Genomic DNA, 21072 nt, shown 5'->3' on the forward strand with positions numbered 1-21072 from the left:
AAATTTATCAGTAGCCTTCACACTTCGTCGCCTGGGCGACGACGTCATCTTTGGAAAAGTCATTGATGCGACTGTAGAACTCAGGATCATCCGCGACGAACCGCGCCGGATCGACGGGTGTCTCGATCAGACCGTTCTTGTGAAGAAATTCCTGAAGCTCCCCAAGTCCCGCCACGGCTGGTTTTCCGTGCAGTTTCCCGCCTGCGGCCTCGAAAGGCAGACGTCGCTCTTCAAGCATGCTCTTGAGGATCAAGGTGTCCTGCGCAAGGGTCGTGCTTCGGTCAGGGGCCCAGTTCTTACGGTATATTTTCGCGACGCACTCGGGGTTGGCCTCGGCAAAAACCTGCGCCATTGCCACGCCGCGCGCGAGCGTCTCGACCATTTTCGTGTCAGTCTTGAGGGCGCCCTCTGTCGCGACAAAGCCATAGTCCGGAAAGCGCAACCATGCGTCGTCGTAGATAAAGTTTACTTTACCGCCAAGCGCCTGGTAAGTGGCGATTTCCGGCGTGAAGGCGAGACTTGCGTCAACTCTGCCGGATCGCAGCATCTCCTGGGCCTGTGCTCCCATACCGATGACGATCTTCTGAACATCGCGATTGGGATCCATTCCGTTATTGGCGAGCAGTGAATCGAGATACATGGAGCCACCCGACCCGCCGACCGCGAGGCCGACTTTCTTTCCCTTCAGGTCCTGGGGCTTCGTAATGTCGCTCGACGTTTCGGTGATGACCCGCCAGAGACTGTTCGTCATCACGGCCGCCATGCGTATGTCGGAAAACTCTTTTGTGTCGGCGACCATCCAAGGTGTCGTGTTCATCATTCCGACACTGGCACTTTTACCAATGATGCCTTGGACCGCTGCGCTCGAACCGGGCATATACTGCACCTGGATGTCGTAGCCGGCATCGCGCCACCAGCCCATGGCAAGCGGCACATACAGTTCGTAGACCGCCTGGATCATCAGCGGATTGCCGATGACGAAAGGCACTTTGCGCTGCTCTTCAGCACTGCCAGTTCCGCTGCCAACTGTGAAAAGGACAGCTGTTGATACAAAAAGTCCTGCTAGACGGCGTTTAACGTCCATTGTCGTTCCCCTGATTGGTTTTGAAGATGAGGTAGATCAGTGGCGCTGGTCGTTCGCCCAGAAGACGATTTTCCGACCCAATACCTGCACGGTGGCGCTGAGGATTGCCGCGATGACCGTAAGGCATAGGACCGCCGCGAAGACGCCTGCAGTGTCCATGGCAAATCCTGCGCGGACGATAAGCGAGCCAAGACCTTCTTGCGCCCCAACAAATTCGGCGACCACTGCGCCGATGACACTGAGCGTGACGCCCACATTTAGACCCGCAACCACGAAACTGCCTGAATTCGGTAGTGTCAGATATCGAAATCGCTGCCAGCGTGTCGCGTTATAGATCATGAACAACTCGCGCTGTTCATGAGCGACAGAGCGGAGACCAGCCACCGTGTTGATAAAGACCGGGAAGAAGGTGATCAGCCCGACGATGAATACCTTCGAGGAAAGGCCATAACCGAACCAGACGACAAAAAGCGGGGCTATCGCAACCTTCGGAATGGCCTGGAGGGCAACAACATAGGGCGACAAAATCCGTTCCACCGCCCGCGATTCCGCAACAGGGACGGCAAGAATAAAGCCGAGCGCGGATCCGACAACAAAGCCTATCAGTACCTCCTGCAAGGTGATGAGGGTATTGGGTAGGAGATACCCCTGCGTGGCGCCTTGATAAAGGGAAACCGCAATCTGACTAGGGCGGGGAAGCAGAGCTGGGCTGACACCGGTCACTGGAATGAGAACCCATTCCCAACTGGCAAGGAAAAGTAAGAACAATACAATCGCTAGCATCGTAACCTGATCGAAGCCGCTCGATGATTTCCGTTTGCGTGGGGTCTCGGCCGACGCCGTCGCGAATGATGCCTGGTCTGTCATGCCGCACGCTCCTCGGCCTCGAAATAGCCGCGGACATGACTCACATAGCGGCCGAACTCTAAGGAGTTGACCATGTCGAGGGTTCTTGGTCGATGCAGATCCACCTTGATGATTTCGACAACGCGCCCGGGACGAGCGGCCAGAACGACCATATAGTCGGCGAGGAACACGGCCTCCGAGATCGAATGGGTGACAAAGATGACTGTTTTGTCACCGGCCATCCAGAGGCTCTGGAGCTCGACCTGAAGATGATCCCGGGTCATGGCATCCAGTGCGGCGAACGGTTCATCCATCAGCAACACGGAGGGATTGTGTACGAGCGCACGACAGATTGCGACACGCTGCTGCATGCCACCAGAAAGCTCGCCCGGATATTTCTTTTCGAAACCTTCGAGACCTACCAGGTGGATATATCTCAACGCAGTCTCACGGGCCTCTGCCTTGCTCACTTTGCCGAGATCGGCCGCAAGCATAACGTTCTCCAGCACGGTTCGCCAAGGCAGCAGCACCGGCGACTGAAAGACCATACCAATCTGGTTCGTCGGCCTTTCGACGGCTCGCCCGGCAAGCAAAACGTCGCCGCTGGTCTTTCTGATAAGGCCGCCGATTAGCCGTAGGAGTGTGCTTTTTCCACATCCGCTGGGCCCTAAAAGGGTGACAAACGAGCCTTTTGGAATCTGAAGCGAGACGTCTCGCAAGGCAGTGACGATGTCACCTGACATTGTCTCAAAAGATTTCGAGACATTCCGGAGTGAGATAAAATCCGGAACACCGTTCCCTGTTGAATTCATCGTGTTCCCATTTTTTCTTTGATGCATACGGCACAGAATGAGCATTGCTAAGAGCGATCGCTTACGGCCGATGCACTGCATGATGCAGTATATAAATGCACTGCATCATGCAGTGCAGTCAAGCGTTTTGTTTGATCGTCGGATGAATTGGAGAGCGGCAATCATGCCGCGCTCCCCCATCCACGACCTCAGTGGCCGAAGATGTCCGTGACTGCCTTCCATTCCGGCACGGGAACCCTTCCGGTCGGGGTCCGAATTGCTTTTGAATAGGTGAATTCGTTGAGCGTGGCCGCGCAGTGCTCGCGTCCGTAGCCGCTGGATTTCGTGCCGCCGAATGGCGTGCCGATGACAATACGGTTGTAGTTGTTGACGAAAACGATTCCCGCCTCGACCCGCCGAGCCATACGATTGGCGAGTTCCTGGTCTCTCGAATAGATGCCGGCGACCAAAGCGAACTGCGTCCCATTGGCGATATCGATTGCCTCGGCTTCGTTAGAGAACTTCATGACGCAAGTGACGGGGCCGAATATCTCCTCCTGAGCAACCCGCATGTTTGCAGTTACATTTGTGAAGACAGTCGGTGGAACGAAATAGCCTTCCTTCAGTCTCGGATCGTCAGGCAGCTTGCCTTGCGCAGCAATTGTGGCGCCTTCCGATTGACCGATGCGAATGTAGTTCTCGACTTTTTCCTTTTGCGCCCTCGAAACTACGGGGCCGACGTGCGTCGTTTCGAGTGCGCCGTCTCCAGTCGTCAGCCTTTCGGTCGCCGCACAGAAACGCTCGACGAACGCATCATGAATGTCTTTATGAACCAGAATGCGCGATGCGGCTGTGCACGCCTCGCCCTTGTTGAAGAAAGCTCCGTCGATAGCATCGCGCACCGCTTGGTCCAGATCAGCATCGGCCATAACGATAAACGGGTTCTTCCCTCCGAGTTCACACAGAACGGGCACGTGGCGCTCTGCCGCCGTCTTCAAAACGGCTGTGCCCGTTGAAGGCGCACCGGTGAAGGATATCTTGCGCACCAGTGGATGTTGCGTCAGGGCTTGCCCGACTGCCGGCCCTATACCGGTCACGCAATGAACGACGTCCTCCGGCAGTGCTTCGTTTAGGAGATCCACGATGCGCATGATCGTAAGTGGCGCTTGATCCCCGGGCTTGACGACAATCGTGTTTCCTGCTGCAAGCGCCGGCGCAACCTTTGCGCCAGTGTGAATAGGCGGCCAGTTGAAGGGAATAATGCCTGCGACCACGCCGAATGGTTCGCGGACCGTGGCCGAGGTCACAAAGCCAAGATCGAGATATTCACCCCCGCTTTTGCCTGCCAGAGCACCAAAAAAGGCAAACGATCCCGTTAGACTGGCGACGTCGAATTGCAACGCATCACGCACCGGCTTTCCATTTTCCCGCGAGACAAGTTCGGCAAGTTCCTGAGCATGAATTTCCAGATGCTTGCCTGCCGCAATGAGCAGCGCACCGCGTTCGCGCGCGGATCGTTCCCTCCAATGTCCTGAGAACGCGGCGTGCGCGGCGGAGACTGCCTTATCAACCTCAGCCACTCCACTTCCCTGGACATGGGCAATGATCTCACCGGTAGCGGGATTATCAACATCGAATAAGTCAGCCGGACTCTTCGACGACCATCTCGAAATGATGGTCGGAACAGGTGTCGTCAACATTGGCTCTTCCTCTGAATCAGCAGATTATTGGGCATCTGCACAGAACACCGTGACCTTCATAATGCTGAGAGTTCTGGCGATCGGCCATCACGTCATTGCCGCTTCGCAGTCGTCTGGAATGAGAGGCAAGCGCGATCAGATGCACTATACAGTGCAGTGCATGACAGTCAAGAGCTATGAGAAAAGGCGGCGGTATGGAAGGACGGGTTACGTCCTTCCGGTCGGGGCCATATTGAGCAATCCCCCGCAAACGAAAAGACTGATCTTCCGCAGCAAAAGCTCGACGTCGTTGTCATCGCAGGCCCCGTTCGACAATCTTGCCGTACGGCCGGTGCGCGCCATCATGGTCATGCCCACGCCGATCGAGAACATATATGCCCAGACAGCATCCTCCCGCGAAATCCCTGGCAGCACCTTTTGAAACGCGCTGATGAAGCGAAGGGCTGTGCTATCGTAGTGCTCAGCAATCAGGGCCTTGGTATGTGGATCATCCGAATTGGCGGATGCGGCCAGTATTCTTGAAAAGAAGTTACCGAAGCGTTCGGGGTCATGGCCGAGCTCAACAGTGGGTCGAAACAAGGCATCAATCAATTGCGGCAGGCTTGGAATGGCACCGTCCGCGAACAGACGATCGAGATGCCGACCGCGCTCCTGGTTGATCTCGGTTGCACGAAAGGAAAAGATCTCATCAAACAATTTTTCCTTGGTCCCGAAATGGTAGTGCAAGAGCGCTTGCGAAACGTTCGCCTCCTTGGCGATGTCACGCATGCTGCTGCCGTCATACCCGTCCTTTGCAAACACGCGTTCGGCCGCCAACATGATTGCTTCGCGATTGTCTGGAGCAGGCGCGCTGATGGAACGAGAACTGGATGCTTTCATGGATTGCCTAGGCGGTAAACCCATAAATTCGATTGTCGGCTGACGCTGGCCGTGATTCAAGGCTTCCGAATGAGGGAGCCCTGATGACGCGCCGCCGCTATGAACTCACCGACCATGAATGGTCGATCCTGTCGCCGCTGTTGCCCAACAAGCCACGGGGCGTTCCTCGTGTCGATGATCGACGGGTCCTGAACGGCATCCTCTGGCGGTTCCGGACCGGCTCTCCCTGGGCGGAAATTCCCGAGCGTTACGGCCCGCCCACAACCTGCTACAACCGCTTTGTCCGATGGCGGAAGGCGGGCGTCTGGGATCGACTTCTTGAAGCGGTTTCAGAGGCTTATGACGGCGACATCGTCATGATCGACTCCACCTGTGTTCGCGTTCACCAGCACGCGGCCACGGGAAAAAGGGGGATGGAGACGATGGTGGCATGGGACGTTCCCGCGGCGGGCTCACGAGCAAAATCCATGCGCTCGTCGATGCGGAAGGCCGACCCGTCAACCTACGCCTGACCGGTGGCCAGATCGCCGATTGCACCGAGGCCGACGCGCTCACGGACGAACTAAGCGAAGGCGACATCCTACTTGCTGACAAGGGCTATGACAGCAACGCCATCCGGGCCAAGGCGGCCGAGCGAGGGGCTTGGGCCAATATCCCGCCGAAGGCAAACCGCAAGGGAAGCTTCTCATTCTCAGGCTGGGTCTACAGGCAACGAAATCTCGTGGAGCGGTTCTTCAACAGGATCAAACACTTCCGAGGCATAGCCACTCGCTACGACAAGCGCCCGGAAAACTACCTCGCCGCCGTCAAATTCGTCGCAGCGAGGATTTGGTGTCAGAGTTTATGAGTCGACCGCCTAACTGTGCTGTTTAACTGATCAGTCAGACTTTACCTGCCGCTTACCTTCTCGGTCAACGCATGTTCTACTACCAACCTTCAGCCTCTGAGAACGGTAACGGACCGATGGCTCTCGCAGTGTATGGAAGACGCAGAAGACGGCGGGCGTTTCCATTGAGGATCAACAGACGCTGTTGCTCGTCCAAGGGCGCCGCATCGATCCAATCTCGACCAGGACGGTTGGCGACATAGGGCCAATCCACCGAGAACATGATGCGATCTGCTCCCATCTCAGTCAGTGCGCAGATTAGCGCCGCGTTTGAGAAATTACCGCTCGTCGTAACGTAGAAATGGCGCAGGAAACGCTCACGGAAAAAGCGTTGGCCACCGTTATCGCGGGCAAGCGATTCATCAATTCGCTCCAGCAGAAACGGAATTGCCTCCCCCATATGACCGAGAATGAATTGCAAGTTGGGGAACAATTCCGGAATTCGCCCCAGCATCATGCGAATGGCTATCACCATCGTCTCAGCGGTGAAACCCGCAGCGGCCATGCCGAACATCGGAAATCGCTCCGTCCAATCGGCATAATAAGCACGCGTCACGGCCGGATGGGGAAAGGATGGATGAAGATAGATCGGCACGCCGAGGCGTTCAGCTTCCGCGTAAAGCGGGAAATGGCTCTCGTCATCCGGAAAGACACCATTCGTCAAACCGTGCAGCATCGCACCACGAAAACCCAATGTTTCCACGGTGCGCGCCATTTCACGGGCAGCGGCGTCTGGGGCCGTCATCGGTAGCGAGGCGAACCCAGCGAACCGCCGGTTTCCATCAATGGCCACAGCAAGATAATCGTTAATCTTCTCTGACCAGCTGAGGGCCTCGTCTGCGGGCAAAGACTGTGCCGCGCCTGGGGCGTGGGACAGCACCTGAATCTCAATTCCCGCTGCATCCATATCGGGCAGCCTGTTTTCCAAGGGTCCGGTCAAAGCGGCTACCGGTCCGGCGACACCATACCGGGCCACAAACTCTGGATGGGCAAAATGTTCTTCAAGAGCAATGGCTTGAGCTGTGGGCATCCCGATGGTCCTCCTCGTACAAACGGCTATCCGCTTCTGAAGCTATCATCGTCCTGCAAAAATTGCATTGACTAATCGATCAGTCAGGATAGTTTTTACGAGCCGACGGGAGGTCGGCTGTGCCGTCACATCAACAAGCCGGCACTTTTGAGGGAGGATCAAATATGCGACTCGTTGTTGCATTCCTGGCCGCTATGGCCACGAGCCCTGCATGGGCCGACACCATCAGCGCCACAGTTGTCGCGGGACATCCCGAGGTGTTCCGGTGGGTGAAAATGTTTCCGGTAGCCTTTGAGCCTGCGGTAGAAAAGGCGCTGGAAGGAACCGGGCACCAGATCAGCCTCACCAACCAGTTCGGCGGCTCGATTGCCGGGGTTGGCGAAGAGCTTGAAACGGTTGAGGACGGCCTAGCCGAAATCGGTATCATCCAGAGCCTGTTTGACCCGGCAAAGATGCCGCTCCAAAACGTCACCTATTACACGCCCTTCGTCAGTCCAGACCCCCGGACAGTCAACGAGTTGATGAACGAGCTGGTGCTCACGGACCCGCGACTGCAAGCTGCATTCACCCAGCACAACATTGTGCCTTTGGGTGGACCACTGGCAGTCGATGACTATCTTCTGTTGACGACGTTTCCGGTGAAGTCGATCGAGGACCTCAAGGGACGAAAAATTGCCACAGCCGGCGCCGCGGTCAGCTGGCTCGACGGCACCAGTGCAGTTGGCGTCTCCGGCCAGAGCCCGCTTTATTACAACGACATCAAGACTGGCGTATACGAAGGCGTCATCCTGTTTGCCACCGCCGCATTGCCTGCCAAACTGCACGAAGTCGCGCCATACATCACGCGCGTCGGCTTCGGCGCCCAATATGCAGGTACGATTGGCGCCAATGCGGAATGGTTCCAAAGTCAACCTACAGAGGTACAGGAGGCACTGCGTGAGGGCGCCAAGGTAGCCGGTGAATGGTATCTGAGGTCGCTCGAACAAGGCACGGACGCAGCTTTGGCGAAAATGGCGGCGGAAGGTGCAACCATCACCGTCGCTCCTGAGGATATGCGCAAAGCCTGGGCGGCGGGCATGAAGAACATCGCGAAGGAATGGGCGAAGAAGGCCGACAGCAGCGGGCTTCCCGGCTCGGAAGTTCTGACGCTCTATATGGAACGCATGCGCAGCGCCGGCGTGAAGCCGCTTCGCGACTGGGACAAGGAGTAACGGGCATGGCCAGTTCCTTGAACGCAGTCTCACGCGGACTCGATGCCGTGATCGACAGCCTGAATCTTATTGGGTCAGTGTTAATCGGAGGATTGGTGCTCCTGGTCAGCGCCGACGTCGCATTCCGGAATTTCGCCAATCAGCCAATTATGGGCGTGCCGGAAATCGTAGCGCTCTCTATCGTTGGAATCGTATTCCTGCAACTGCCATACGCCATGCGCGAGCATCGACTTACTCGTTCGGATGCAATTCCGGACATGCTTGCCAGATGCAACCCAAGCCTGCACCGTTGGATGGAGGTCATATTCAATCTGCTGGCGCTGGTCGTGGTTGTTCTCATCCTCCGATTCACTTGGCCGCTGGCTGAAAAGGCCATCACCGACAACCTCTTCATCGGAGCGACCGGCACGTTCACCGCTCCGCTATGGCCGGTGCGGATCGCTGTCATCGTGTCCTGTGTCGTCATGCTGATGCAGCTTGTCCGACAAATCTCGGGACAGGTCGGGGGTGGACAATGACGCCTTTCGACATCGGGCTCATTTGCATAGCGGTCATGGTCGTGCTGGTTCTGGCGGGGCTCTACGTCCCGATCGCTCTGATCGCGACATCCTTCTGCGGCGTCTGGGCCATCAAAGGCTCTCCGGTTCTGGCCAGTAAGATGCTGGGCATGGCGGTTAACGATTCCATCGCCAGCTATTATTTCGGGATCATTCCACTGTTCGTGCTCATGGGCTTCCTGGTGGCCGAAAGCGATCTGGGCCAAGACGCCTATGATGTCGCCAACGCCGTCCTTGGTCGCCTGACCGGCGGGCTTGCCATGGGCACCGTTGGCGCCAACGCCATCTTCGCCGCTATCACTGGCATTTCCATCGCCTCGGCCGCAGTCTTCACCAAGGTCGCAGTGCCGGAGATGGTGCGTCACGGCTATACCCGCCGTTTCGCCGCAGGCGTGGTCGCTGGCTCATCGGTGCTGGGAATGCTAATACCCCCTAGCCTCCTGCTCATCCTTTATGCGGTTTTGACAGAACAATCGGTCGGCGACCTCTTTCTGGCCGGAGTTGTACCTGGCCTGCTGCTGGCAGCCATCTTCTGCCTGCTGATCGTGGCGATGACCATCTTGACTCCGGGCTTCACCGGAAAGCCGGATCGCTCCGCCGCAAAGAAGGAGACCGCTCGCAGCATTGCCCAAAAATCTTTGCCCATCCTTCTCTTGATTGTCTGTGTCCTGGGCGGAATATACGGCGGGCTGTTCACGCCCGTTGAAGCAGGCGCCATCGGCTGCGCCGGTGCGTTTATTCTGGGTCTCGCCAAGCGCAAGTTGACTCTGCGTCGACTGCGAGTCGTGCTCCTGGAAACCGGCATCATCACGTCGACCATCTGCTTCCTGATCATCGCTGCGCAGATGTACTCTCGAATGCTGGCGTTTTCACAGGTCCCGCAGGAATTCGGGGCTCTCATCGCAGGGTCTGACATGGGATTTCTTCCTGTGCTTCTGCTTTACCTGCTTGCGGTGATCCTACTGGGCATGATTCTCGACAGCTCATCGATCATGCTCATCATGGTGCCGATCATGCTGCCGATTCTAGCGCAGCTTGACGTCGACCTGATCTGGTTTGGCATCCTGACTGTCGTGGCGGTCGAAATCGGCCTCCTGACACCACCGTTCGGCATATCCGTCTTCGTCATCAAAGCGACGATAAACGATCCGTCAGTTGGCCTGGGCGAGGTATTTGCCGGCGCGTTTCCCTTCGCGCTGTCGATGCTGCTTGCTGTAGGCCTGTTGATAGCTTTTCCCGGCATTGCCACCGGTATTCTCACCCTTACACCATGAGACCCATTCCTTATGCCTCAACTCATTGATCTCTCCGTAACGCTCGAGGCCGGACTTCCGTCCGATCCAGCGTTCATGCTGCCGCAGATTGAATATTTCCGGCACAGCCAGACAGCAGACCAGATAACCTCTTTTTTTCCTGGTCTGACGGTCGAAGACCTGCCGGGCCAAGAGGGCTGGGCGATAGAGAAACTGACGCTCTGGACGCACAACGGCACGCATCTCGATGCCCCATACCACCACCATTCGACGATGAATGGCGGAGCCCGAGCCATTGCTATCGATGAAGTACCCCTGGAATGGTGCTTCGCACCCGGCGTGAAGCTCGACTTCCGCCACTTTCCCGACGGATATGTCGCCACGCCCCAAGATGTAGAGGGTGAATTGCGCCGTATCGGGCATGAACTGCGAGCTCTCGACATCGTCTTGGTCAACACCGCGGCTGGCGGCCGCTACGGCCATGGCGACTATCTTGCCCGCGGCTGCGGCCTCGGACGAGCGGCGACGGAATGGCTGCTGGAACGGGGGGTACGCGTAACCGGAACAGATGCCTGGTCCTGGGACGCACCATTTTCGCATACAGCGAAAACCTGGGCCGAAACCCACGATCCGTCGATCATCTGGGAAGGCCATCGCGCCTCCATGACGACGGGATACTGCCACATGGAGAAGCTGGCAAACTTGGATCTGCTACCATCCAGCGGGTACCAGGTCTCCTGCTTCCCATTCAAGATCAAAGGCGCCTCGGCCGGTTTCATCCGGGCAGTCGCTATTCTCGACGAGCCGGAGGCGAAATGACCAACAAGCAACGCACGATCATCACTTGCGCCATTACCGGAGCAATCCATACGCCGACCATGTCGGATGCTCTGCCCTACACCGCAGACGATATCGCAATTCAAGCGATCGGGGCAGCGGAAGCGGGCGCCGCGATCCTGCATCTCCATGCGCGGCGTCCTGAAGACGGCGGCGTGACTATCGAACCCAATGTCTTTGCCGCTTTTCTGCCACAGATAAAGCAAGCAACAAATGCCGTCATAAATATATCGACCGGCGGCAGCCTGAAGAACACGATCGAAGAGCGCATCGCGCCCGCTCTCAGGTTCTCGCCGGAAATGTGCTCGATGAACATGGGAAGCATGAACTTCTCATTTCATCCGCTCGCAAAACGTTATGATACCTGGAAATTCGACTGGGAGCGGGATTATGTCACCCAGTCGGATACATACATCTTCCGCAACACCTTTGCCGACATCGAGAATGCAGCGAAGACACTCGCACCTCATGGCATCAAGTTCGAGCACGAATGCTACGATGTTGGCCATCTCTACAACCTGCGCTTCTGCATGGACATCGGCCTATTCAAGGCGCCGATCTTTATCCAGTTCATTTTTGGCATCCTGGGCGGCATAGGCCCGGAAATTGACAATCTCATCTTCATGAAGCGCACCGCCGACAGGCTCTTTGGCGATGACTATCACTGGTCTGTGCTCGGCGCGGGCGCCGCACAGATGAGCCTCGCTACAACCGCCAGCCAAATGAAGGGGAATGTTCGCGTGGGCCTTGAAGACAGCCTATTCGTCAGCCGCGGGAAGCTCGCCGAGAGCAATGCGCAGCAGGTCGCGAAGATCCGCAGGATTATCGAAGACCTTGGGTGCGAAATCGCCTCGCCCGACGAAGCGCGAGAAATCCTCGGCCTGAAAGGCGCCGACAGTGTCGCGTTTTAAAGAGGAACCAATGAAGAAAACCTATCCTGATGCGGATGCGGCTCTCGACGGACTGCTATTCGACGGCATGACCATTGCCGCTGGTGGCTTCGGGCTATGCGGCATTCCTGAACTCCTGATCGAAGCCTTACGTCGAAGTGGAGCAAAGAATTTAACCGTCGCGTCGAACAATTGTGGTGTCGATGGCTTCGGCCTCGGCGTTCTCCTTCACACAAGACAGATCAGCAGGATGATTTCGTCCTATGTCGGAGAAAACGCCGAATTCATGCGCCAGTATCTCGCAGGCGAACTGGAACTGGAATTCAATCCGCAAGGCACATTGGCCGAGCGAATGCGCGCAGGCGGCGCAGGCATTCCTGGCTTCTACACGGCGACGGGTGTCGGCACCATCGTTGCTGAAGGCAAGGAGCACAAGGAATTCAATGGACGTGTGCACATTCTCGAGAACAGTATCGTCGCCGACCTCTCGATTGTGAAGGCGTGGAAAGCCGACCATTCCGGAAATCTGGTCTTCCGCAAGACCGCGCGAAACTTCAATGTGCCGGCTGCGACTTGCGGCAAGGTATGCGTCGCTGAGGTCGAGGAAATCGTGCCGCTAGGCAGTCTCGACCCGGATCACATCCACCTTCCCGGCATATATGTTCATCGAATTGTCTCAGGGGTACACGAGAAGCGTATCGAACAGCTCACCGTTCGCCCGAAGGAGCTCGCCTGATGCCTTGGGATCGAAACCGGATGGCTGCGCGCGCAGCACAGGAACTTCAGGACGGATGGTATGTGAACCTCGGGATCGGTATTCCGACGCTGATATCAAATCACATCCCAGCCGGGATAGCTGTCACGCTGCAATCAGAAAACGGGATGTTGGGAATGGGCCCCTTCCCTATTATAGGCGAAGAAGATCCCGACCTCATCAACGCCGGTAAGCAGACCATCACTGAACAATCGCAGACTGCCTACTTCGACAGCGCGACATCCTTTGCGATGATCCGTGGAGGCAAAATCGACATGGCTATTCTCGGCGCCATGGAGGTGTCTGAAGAAGGAGACCTCGCCAACTGGATGGTCCCAGGCAAACTCGTGAAGGGGATGGGCGGGGCCATGGATCTTGTGGCGGGCGTAAAACGTGTCGTGGTGGTCATGGACCATACCGATAAGGCAGGAAGATCCAAAGTCCTGAGATCTTGTACTTTGCCGCTGACCGGCAAAGCCGTTGTTGACCGCATTATCACAGATCTGGGTGTTCTCGATGTCGTCCCCGGCGGACTGAAGGTCGTGGAGTTGGCTGATGGGATCTCTATGGACCAGCTGCGCGCGGTGACGATGGCGAGCCTTCTAAACTGACAGAAGCCATAGATGAGTGAGATATCAATGATGTACGAGGAACTTTATAAGGTTGGAATGCCCATTCGGCGTGAAGTTCTTGGCGACGAGTACGTCGACAAGTCGCTAGCTTCGGCTGAGCAAGATGAATTGCGTCAGGCGCTGCAACAGGCGGTTACAGCGCTTGGTTGGGGCGCGACTTGGTCGCGGCAAGGGCTGGATCTGAAAACGCGCAGTCTGATCACAGTCGCCATGCTGATTGCATTGAACAGGCCACGCGAGTTGGAAACACACCTTTGCGGAGCGCTAAACAACGGCGTCACCGATGAGGAGTTACGGGAACTCCTGTTGCACGCCGGATGCTATTGCGGTTGGCCGGCGGCGTCGGATGCGGTTCGCGTCGCAAGCGACGTCTTGGCGACACATGTCAGGCCGCCACGTTCGCACTCCTAGCGTCAAAAAAGCCGTGCCGGCTCACCAAACATATGCAGACACAACAACGCGCGACAGTCGCCCTCAGGAGGGTATCGATATGAAATCAGTTGTCATCGTCGGAGCGGCTAGAACGCCGGTTGGAAGCTTCTTGGGGCCGTTGGGCACAGTCCCTGCTCACGAGCTTGGTGCAGTCGCAATTGCCGCCGCGCTTGAAAGGGCTGGCATCGATCCAGGCAGCGTTAACGAAGTGATTTTGGGCCAAGTGCTAACCGCGGGCGCGGGACAGAATCCGGCGCGACAGGCATCGGTGCTCGCGGGCGTTCCGAAAACTGCCACTGCGCTCTCGGTAAACCAGGTCTGTGGGTCAGGACTTCGCGCCGTCGCGCTGGGTGCCAACGAGATAATGAGCGGCGGTGCGGCCATCATTGTGGCAGGCGGACAAGAGTCGATGTCGCTTGCACCACATTGTCAAGCAATTCGAACGGGTGTGAAAATGGGCAATGTCAGCCTCATCGATACCATGATTTCCGACGGGCTCACTGATGCGTTTGGAGCGTACCACATGGGGGTGACCGCAGAAAACGTTGCTAAGCAATTCGTAATCAGCCGCATAAGACAGGATGATTTTGCGCTCGAAAGCCAGCGAAAAGCAGCAGCAGCTCAGGGCGCCGGGCACTTCAGGGAGGAGATCGCTCCCGTGACGATCGAGACCCGCAAGGGAAGTAGCATTGTCGACACTGACGATCATTTGCGGCCGGAGACAACGCGGGAGGCACTGGAAAAATTGCGCCCCGCGTTTCAGAAAGACGGGACTGTGACGGCAGGCAATGCGTCCGGACTAAATGATGGGGCAGCGGCGCTCCTTCTAATGTCGGAAGACGAAGCGGCACGACGTAATCTTACCCCCCTCGCTCGCATCGCTGGTTGGGCCACGGCTGGAGTGGAACCAGCTCTTATGGGAACTGGCCCTATCCCAGCTTCCAGGAACGCTTTAATAAATGCCGGCTGGCGCATTGATGAGCTCGACCGTATCGAGGCGAACGAAGCATTTGCCGCCCAAGCGTGTGCCGTAAACGACGCCATGGGATGGGATCCGGTAAAGGTCAACGTCAATGGCGGCGCTATCGCGCTGGGCCATCCAATCGGTGCATCTGGAGCACGGGTGCTTGTAACACTACTGTACGAGCTACGTCGATCGGGCACGTCGAAAGGGCTGGCCACGCTATGCATCGGTGGCGGTATGGGCATAGCGATGTGTGTTGAAGCTATGGGCCGCGAGTCGCTGCCTTTGGTTTGAGTGCCGTTGGCTTGGACATCGTGCGCCGGGCCTCTTCGGCCGATATCACCTGCGTTCAAAATGCCTACAGCCTTGTGGACCGAGAGTTTGAGGACGTCTTCAGATTTTGTGCAGAGACTAACGTAGCGTGGGTTCCTCTTTTCCCCTTGGGCGGTGCGGTGCCGGGGATGCCGAAAGTGATCGAGCAACCCCAAGTAATCGCCGTGGCAAATCGGTTGGGGGCGACGCCCTCGCAAATCGGCCTAGCCTGGTTGCTGCAGCAATCTGCAAATACCTTGCTTATTCCAGGAACGAGTAACGTTTCTCACCTTGAGGAAAACTGCGCCGCGGGTTCAGTAACTCTTGATCAAGAAGCAATACGTGAACTCGACACGATCAAGCTCAGCCATTAGGTAATCAGCTAAAGCAGCGAAGCTCTTCAATCTTGCAAGCTCCTTTCATTCGAGGCATCAAACTTCCTCACATCGCCCCGCATGCGTCCCTGCCATCGCGCAACGAACGCTTTGGTCTCCTCCGTATTGAGATGAGCGCTCAGCGCCGCCTGGTCGGTCCAGCGTTCCGCGATGAGCAGCCTGCCCATCCCCGGATCGTCAAGGGCGGCATCATAGGAGATGTTTCCAGGCCGCTGTCTTGTCATGGCCGCAAGATCCAACGCCCAGTTGTCAGTGCGGGCTCATGGAATCACCGAGACGACGCTACGCCGGCAACTCGCCGCGCTTGTCGTTGCCGGCCTTATCCTGCGGCGCGACAGCCCGAACGGTAAACGCTACGCGCACCGCAACCGGGATGGCGAGATCGAACAGGCCTACGGGTTTGACCTTACGCCGCTGCTGGCTCGTGCCACGGAACTCGCCTTGATGGCACAGGATGTCGCCGCTGAGCGCGTGCGCTTTCGTAGGGCAAGGGAAGCGCTGACGATCTGCCGTCGCGATGTGCGCAAATTGATCTCGGCCGCGCTGGAAGACGGCGCTACGGGCAATTGGGATCAGGTGGAGTCCGAGTACGTCAGCATCCTCGCACGCCTCCCGCGCTACCCGAACCGCTTACAAGTTGAGACCACGCTCGACGAAATGCAGCTCCTACGGGAAGAGGTGCTCAACATCCTGGAAATGCAGCTTAAAACAGATGGAATGCACGGCAATGCCATTCGGGATGACCGCCACATACAGAATTCAAATACCGAATCCATAACTGAACTTGAACCTAGCTCTGGAAAAGAGCAGGGCGGAAGCCTCGGGTATAAGCCACAAGCTAACAGCGCGCCGATCGAGCGGGAGAAGGCGAAGCCTGAACCGATAAAGGCTTTCCCGCTTGGAATGTTCTCCGGGCCTGTGACGGCAAGGTCGAAATGTCCGTCGAGGTGCAAAGTAGAAATGTCCGAGAAGTCGCCGCATGGGACGAGGACCAGCCCCGATCTGAGCGGCTGATCCCGGTTGCAAGATCAGATCGGGGCGGGTGAGAACCACCCCTCGGCTTTAGCTTTGAGGCTATTCGAACGAGCATTCACTCTGCGGCTTGCTGTCGCAACAGTGCCTTCTCATGTCGCGCGATGATCGCCGGATCGTTCATGTAATCTGTCCGGGGACCGGGTTTCCGGCCACGCGGTTTATAGCCAATCTTCTCGCTGTTGGTCTTTACGTCCGGCTTCGACTGCTGATCCTGGCGTTCCTTGATATAGGCCAGAACATCACCCAGTCGCTTGTTCTCCGTGATCGCCGCATGCGTCACCCGCTGGTCCTTGTCGAACACCGTGTAGGGCAGGGAATACCCTTTCCAACGCACGTCCAGGCGACCGTCCGCATAGGCATAGGTCTCGACATAACGACCAACCAGCCCCCGCGTCACATCGGTCTCCTGCAGCATGATCCGCTTGCGCTCGAACGAAAACGGCAGCTGCGCTCCGACATAACGTTGCTCGCGCTTGCACAGGATCTCCGCCAATCGGTCCGGCCCCAGATTGATCGGCCGGTGTAAATCATCGGACCGGGCAGGGACCACCGCAAACCGCCTGTTGTAATCCTCCATGAAGCCCGGCAAGAACGCATTGCCAGCCTCCATATCGTCGATGCCAGCCAGCCGCAGCTCCTTGACCAGCCGATCCTGCAGCGTCCGATTCATCCGCTCGACGCGGCCCTTGGCCTGGCTCGAATTCGCGCAAAGAATCTCGATGTTTAACTCGCAAAGTGCACGCCCGAACTGGGTCATGCCCTGGCCACCCCTGGCATCCTTCTTCGCCACCCGGAACACCGAATGCTTGTCCGAGTAAAAGGCGATCGGTGCGCCGTGACGCTGGAGATAGAGATCTAGCGCCTCGAAGTAGGTGAAGGCACTTTCCGAGCGCACGAAGCGCAATTGCATCAGCCTGCCAGTCGCATCATCGACAAACACCAACAGCGAGCATGGCGGTCCGCGATCCTCGAACCAGCGATGCTCCGACCCATCGATCTGCACCAGTTCGCCATAAGCTTCGCGGCGCAGACGCGGCTGATGAAACGTCCGACGCTGTTTGCGTGACAACCACAGTCCAGCCTCGGACATCCAACCGCGCACCGTCTCGCGCGACACGCGCAAACCATCGCGTTCAGCAAGCTTCTCCGTCGCCAAGGTCGGACCGAAATCCGCATAACGTTCGCGCACCAGCATCATCGCATAATCCCGAACGCCGTCGCTGATCCGGTTGTTCGATGGCCGGCCGATCGCCTTGTGCCGGATCGACGCCGCGCCGCCAGTCCGTATCCGCTCCAGAAGCCGGCGCACCTGGCGCTCGCTCAGGTCAAGCACATGCGCCGCTGACACCGTCGTCATCCGTCCGCCGGCGACCTTCGATAACACCTCGATCCGCCGCAGATCGCGCTCGCTCATCGCTATCAATCCCATCTGCAATCTCCCAGGCATCATTCAGACCCGGGGAGTGTGACATTCCAACTTTGCAGAAACAGGACATTCCAACTTTGCGGCTACAGGGCCTGCCCCCAGATAACTGATTATGGGCCCGGCGGGCGCATCGAGCACTGGCGCGAACTCATGAAGGCGGCCATCGTTGTGCGCTCAATGCTCGGCGTCAGCCCCTCTGCCTACGAGGAGGCGTGTAACGCCATGGGACCGGAGAATGCTGCGGTGGCGATGGCATGTATTCTCGAGCGGTCAAATTTCATAACGTCGGCAGGCGGCTATCTGCGGGATCTTACCAGGCGCTCTGAGCGCGGCGAGTTTTCCCTTGGGCCTATGTTGATGGCTCTGATGAAGGCAACTGACCAAAGAGACCGAAGAACTGCGTGACGATGGAGCGACGCAGCGGGCCGACAAGCGGCGAAATCCGCTCCCGAGCCTTCAATAGGTCGCTTGTCAGCCGTTTTTTTTCGTGATTTTCTTTTCTGATACAGGGAGTTACTGGCGCTGAACGCCAGTTCTGAGGGGTCGCCAGCCTATGTGGAAAGCAAAGGAAAAACAGATCGGCGTCGAGCAGATCAACGGTCATGTGCCCAGGAGGAACCGCTTGATCACCGGTCGAGCGCCGGAGAATATCGAAATGCTGTTCACACCCGCCGAGCTGTACGGGGCGATGGCGCAATGCTCCAGCAGGGCGAAGATGGACCAGCGCGCCGCGAAGGCTCAGGTCCAGATGTGCCGACACCTTATCGCCCGGCACGTTGATGACAAGAATGAGCGCTTTGCGTTGCTAGATACTGCCCGGACCCTCAAGGACTACGTCGGAAAGACGATGACCGGCCTGGTCGGCGACGGCATTGCCTACCTCCAGATGGTCCGGGATGGATACCGCTGGGTGGATCATTTCGAAAACCATGAAGTCCACGGCAAACGTCCGACCACTCGTTCTCCGGATTACGTCTTCAGCCGTTCGGGGGATATGTTTGTCGCCCTTGCGGAGTCGAAAGCGACCAAGGGAGCGTCCAGGGCAGCTTTCACGAAGACTGTCAGGGAAGGCTACAAGGAGCAGGTCGAGCCTTATCTGGGTCGCAAAATCGGTTCCTGGGTAGCGTCGCATGGCTATGCGGTCGGCAGCTGGATGAAATCTGTAAAGAAAGCGGAGATATTCATCGACCACACGGCACATGATGGACTACCCCCCGGGGACAAGGACGACCGCCCCTCCGAACGCTCTGATCCAGGAGACGTGCTGTTTGGCAGCTATTGCGGTGTGCTGACTCTTCTCTTCGGGCCCGAGGTCGGGGAGGCTGCCCGCGATCGTACTTGGAAACCTTCGGAGCAGAACTTTACCACGGTTGAATGGCTCGGCCGAACCTGGATTGTTGGAGAAGACGCAGAGTGGGAGCCGCTGGTCATCACCGCCAAAGAGCACTTGATCTTCAGATCAGGACCGGTGAGGCTCGTGAATGGCATGGCGCTGGATCTGGAAATTGCTCAGCGAATCTTTGCCTTCATCGAGTCGAGCCAAGTCGGGATCGACCTCATGGCAGAACTTCCAGAGTTTCCAACGGATCTCGTCGAGGCAGCAAAGCGATCCGGAGGAGCAATCTTTCCAGACGGATTCGCGGTCTTGGGTCGCGACGAGGATCTAAACCTCTATTCGACGATAATGTTTAAACCGCCGGCGCAAGCAGAGCCTGCCTTGGTCGAACGCGAGCCAGAGGCAGAAGGCCTTTTCGCCGAGGAATTTCGGTGATCGATGCTCGCTCGTATGCTGCCCCTCATACTGAAGTCGCTAAGGACAAGCAGACGCTGCTTTACATCACTCGGGACTAGGGGTGGAATTTGCCCGGCCACTTATGCTTGAAGTCGTCGCTTGCCCCAACTAAGAAGTCCGGGATCGGCTCCTCGGAGAAGGATTGTCTGTCCGTCGTCGCCTTCTGTGTGCTTTCGAGGATCCGGCGAGCTCCTGTTCCATGGAGCCGGCCACGGCGAACCGCAGACACGGTCTGCAACGTACTAGCGCAGATGAAGAGATGAATTGACACAACAGGTTCTCGGACCCGGAAGAACTCATGCCGCTCCTATTTTGCAATATCGCCTGGATGAAGAATTATGCAGGCCGCGATGCCAAGGACCCTCCGAAAGGTGGGGGTGGCTACGTAGTCTCCGAGGGAAGAGCCGGGGAGGAATTAAACTTCGTTGAAGCCGACGATGGCTATGTCTACGGCCACTTCGAAACAATCAAGAACGACGTCGATCGCGATGTAAAAATCGAGAGATTGGGGGCGTCGCCCCCAGCCGAGTTCATCGATGGTGTCGATGTCGTCTGGACTGCCCCTGTCGATGGAAGGGATCCGCGCTGCGTAATCGGATGGTACAAGAATGCGCGAGTCTATCGTAAACGCCAGAGGTTTGATGGCGTATACCCTTCCGGCCAGCATGAGGATGATGAAGTCCTGAGCTTCCGGGTACGAGCGCGGGCCGAGGGCGCGCATCTCATTCCCGTGAAAAAGCGTGATGAAGGCCTTTACCTTGAACGTGGGAAAGGCTGGAGCGGGCAAGCGAGCTGGTGGTATGCGGATGACACGTCTGACCCGGCGGCAAGGAGCTTTGTAGAAAATATCCGCGCGATCCTTGGGGGGGAATTGCCCGCTTTTGATCGGCCACCCGCGCGCAGTAGGGTGAAGCATCGGGCGGGTCAAGCAGCGGCTGACGGTTACACCAGGTATGTGAAACGTCATGAGGTGCAGATCAGCCCCCGGCACAACAAACTCGAAAGGCTACTTAAAGACTATCTGCAATGGACAATCCCTGGTGTTCAATTTCTTCCTACCTTTTGCGACGACATGCGATTTACAGATGGGAAGAGCCTGGACGTGATGGTCGAGGTCAAGCCTACCGAGACATCAACTGTTCGGTTTGCTATCCGCACAGCGATGGGACAGCTACTCGACTATCGTCAACAACAACGGTGGGAAGGGAAGCAACTGATCGTGGTGGAAACTGAAGTGACCAAAGCCGACGACAGCGCCTTGGCGCTGGAGAACGGCTTCGGTCTCGCCTGGCCTTCTGGCAAGGGCGATTTCAAGGTCCTCTGGCCTCCCGCACCGAAATCAGCTGACGGTTGGTAAAGCCGTAGG

General features: G+C 57.3%; 20 protein-coding genes and 3 pseudogenes. 15 read left to right on the plus strand and 8 right to left on the minus strand.

Annotated features, from left to right (window positions below):
• Positions 1–7 precede the first annotated feature (7 nt).
• The 5 genes from AABQ55_RS33485 to AABQ55_RS33505 all read right to left on the minus strand — a co-directional run bounded on the left by AABQ55_RS33485 (position 8) and on the right by AABQ55_RS33505 (position 5240).
• Positions 8–1084, minus strand: coding sequence for an ABC transporter substrate-binding protein (locus AABQ55_RS33485; RefSeq protein WP_272791919.1), 1077 nt, complete (start codon positions 1082–1084; stop codon positions 8–10).
• Between the two features lie 36 nt (positions 1085–1120).
• On the minus strand, positions 1121–1951 hold the full coding sequence (locus AABQ55_RS33490; protein ID WP_272791920.1) for an ABC transporter permease: 831 nt from the start codon (positions 1949–1951) through the stop codon (positions 1121–1123).
• Complete coding sequence (locus AABQ55_RS33495) at positions 1948–2742, minus strand: ABC transporter ATP-binding protein (RefSeq protein WP_272791921.1); 795 nt, start codon at positions 2740–2742, stop codon at positions 1948–1950. Before AABQ55_RS33495 ends, AABQ55_RS33490 begins: the two co-directional genes overlap by 4 nt.
• Before the next feature lie 188 nt (positions 2743–2930).
• The gene (locus tag AABQ55_RS33500; protein WP_272791922.1) at positions 2931–4421 is read right to left on the minus strand and encodes an aldehyde dehydrogenase family protein; all 1491 of its coding nucleotides are present in this window, start codon (positions 4419–4421) and stop codon (positions 2931–2933) included.
• 207 nt (positions 4422–4628) lie between these two features.
• Positions 4629–5240 carry a TetR/AcrR family transcriptional regulator gene (locus AABQ55_RS33505; RefSeq protein WP_338341949.1) on the minus strand — a complete coding sequence of 204 codons (612 nt, stop codon included), beginning with the start codon at positions 5238–5240 and terminating at the stop codon, positions 4629–4631.
• A gap of 143 nt (positions 5241–5383) precedes the next feature.
• Between AABQ55_RS33505 and AABQ55_RS33510 the strand changes: the two are divergent.
• Positions 5384–6147, plus strand: a pseudogene (locus AABQ55_RS33510) (IS5 family transposase).
• Between the two features lie 79 nt (positions 6148–6226).
• Here AABQ55_RS33510 and AABQ55_RS33515 read toward each other — a convergent pair.
• On the minus strand, positions 6227–7216 hold the full coding sequence (locus tag AABQ55_RS33515; protein ID WP_272791924.1) for an amidohydrolase family protein: 990 nt from the start codon (positions 7214–7216) through the stop codon (positions 6227–6229).
• A gap of 164 nt (positions 7217–7380) precedes the next feature.
• On the opposite strand from AABQ55_RS33515, the gene AABQ55_RS33520 reads away from it, so the two are divergent.
• The 10 genes from AABQ55_RS33520 to AABQ55_RS33565 all read left to right on the plus strand — a co-directional run bounded on the left by AABQ55_RS33520 (position 7381) and on the right by AABQ55_RS33565 (position 15432).
• Complete coding sequence (locus AABQ55_RS33520) at positions 7381–8427, plus strand: C4-dicarboxylate TRAP transporter substrate-binding protein (protein ID WP_272809208.1); 1047 nt, start codon at positions 7381–7383, stop codon at positions 8425–8427.
• Between the two features lie 5 nt (positions 8428–8432).
• Positions 8433–8945, plus strand: coding sequence for a TRAP transporter small permease subunit (locus AABQ55_RS33525; RefSeq protein WP_272791926.1), 513 nt, complete (start codon positions 8433–8435; stop codon positions 8943–8945).
• Positions 8942–10258, plus strand: a complete 1317-nt coding sequence (locus AABQ55_RS33530; RefSeq protein WP_272809209.1) for a TRAP transporter large permease — start codon at positions 8942–8944, stop codon at positions 10256–10258. The genes AABQ55_RS33525 and AABQ55_RS33530 overlap by 4 nt, the downstream gene beginning before the upstream one ends.
• Positions 10259–10270: 12 nt before the next feature.
• Positions 10271–11056: a cyclase family protein gene (locus AABQ55_RS33535; RefSeq protein WP_272791929.1), complete on the plus strand. Its 786-nt coding sequence runs from the start codon at positions 10271–10273 to the stop codon at positions 11054–11056.
• Positions 11053–11985: a 3-keto-5-aminohexanoate cleavage protein gene (locus AABQ55_RS33540; protein WP_272791931.1), complete on the plus strand. Its 933-nt coding sequence runs from the start codon at positions 11053–11055 to the stop codon at positions 11983–11985. Before AABQ55_RS33535 ends, AABQ55_RS33540 begins: the two co-directional genes overlap by 4 nt.
• Positions 11986–11995: 10 nt before the next feature.
• Positions 11996–12700, plus strand: a complete 705-nt coding sequence (locus AABQ55_RS33545) for a CoA transferase subunit A (RefSeq protein WP_272791932.1) — start codon at positions 11996–11998, stop codon at positions 12698–12700.
• Positions 12700–13329: a 3-oxoacid CoA-transferase subunit B gene (locus AABQ55_RS33550; protein WP_272809210.1), complete on the plus strand. Its 630-nt coding sequence runs from the start codon at positions 12700–12702 to the stop codon at positions 13327–13329. Before AABQ55_RS33545 ends, AABQ55_RS33550 begins: the two co-directional genes overlap by 1 nt.
• Before the next feature lie 12 nt (positions 13330–13341).
• Positions 13342–13761 carry a carboxymuconolactone decarboxylase family protein gene (locus AABQ55_RS33555; protein ID WP_272791934.1) on the plus strand — a complete coding sequence of 140 codons (420 nt, stop codon included), beginning with the start codon at positions 13342–13344 and terminating at the stop codon, positions 13759–13761.
• Between the two features lie 79 nt (positions 13762–13840).
• On the plus strand, positions 13841–15040 hold the full coding sequence (locus AABQ55_RS33560; protein WP_272791935.1) for an acetyl-CoA C-acetyltransferase: 1200 nt from the start codon (positions 13841–13843) through the stop codon (positions 15038–15040).
• A 20-nt stretch (positions 15041–15060) separates the two neighbouring features.
• The gene (locus AABQ55_RS33565; protein ID WP_272791992.1) at positions 15061–15432 is read left to right on the plus strand and encodes an aldo/keto reductase; all 372 of its coding nucleotides are present in this window, start codon (positions 15061–15063) and stop codon (positions 15430–15432) included.
• Positions 15433–15458: 26 nt separating this feature from the next.
• Here the strand turns inward: AABQ55_RS33565 and AABQ55_RS33570 are convergent, their stop codons facing one another.
• A complete protein-coding gene (locus AABQ55_RS33570; RefSeq protein ID WP_272791936.1) occupies positions 15459–15677 on the minus strand; it encodes a putative quinol monooxygenase in 219 nt (72 codons plus the stop codon).
• Between the two features lie 10 nt (positions 15678–15687).
• Between AABQ55_RS33570 and repC (AABQ55_RS33575) the strand changes: the two are divergent.
• Positions 15688–16359 (plus strand): annotated as a pseudogene (repC, locus tag AABQ55_RS33575) (plasmid replication protein RepC); the annotation flags it as partial.
• A gap of 184 nt (positions 16360–16543) precedes the next feature.
• Here the strand turns inward: repC (AABQ55_RS33575) and AABQ55_RS33580 are convergent.
• Positions 16544–17917: an ISNCY family transposase gene (locus tag AABQ55_RS33580; protein ID WP_272809211.1), complete on the minus strand. Its 1374-nt coding sequence runs from the start codon at positions 17915–17917 to the stop codon at positions 16544–16546.
• 84 nt (positions 17918–18001) lie between these two features.
• Between AABQ55_RS33580 and repC (AABQ55_RS33585) the strand changes: the two are divergent.
• From repC (AABQ55_RS33585) to AABQ55_RS33595, 3 genes and pseudogenes are all read left to right on the plus strand, one after another.
• Positions 18002–18319: pseudogene (gene repC, locus AABQ55_RS33585) on the plus strand (plasmid replication protein RepC); the annotation flags it as partial.
• A gap of 148 nt (positions 18320–18467) precedes the next feature.
• Positions 18468–19685 (plus strand): hypothetical protein, encoded by a 1218-nt coding sequence (locus AABQ55_RS33590; RefSeq protein WP_272809212.1) that lies wholly within the window; start codon positions 18468–18470, stop codon positions 19683–19685.
• Positions 19686–20004: 319 nt separating this feature from the next.
• Positions 20005–21063, plus strand: coding sequence for a hypothetical protein (locus AABQ55_RS33595; protein ID WP_272809213.1), 1059 nt, complete (start codon positions 20005–20007; stop codon positions 21061–21063).
• Positions 21064–21072 lie beyond the last annotated feature (9 nt).

This window comes from Shinella sp. WSD5-1, from assembly GCF_963942435.1.
Taxonomy (GTDB): Bacteria; Pseudomonadota; Alphaproteobacteria; order Rhizobiales; family Rhizobiaceae; genus Shinella; species Shinella yambaruensis.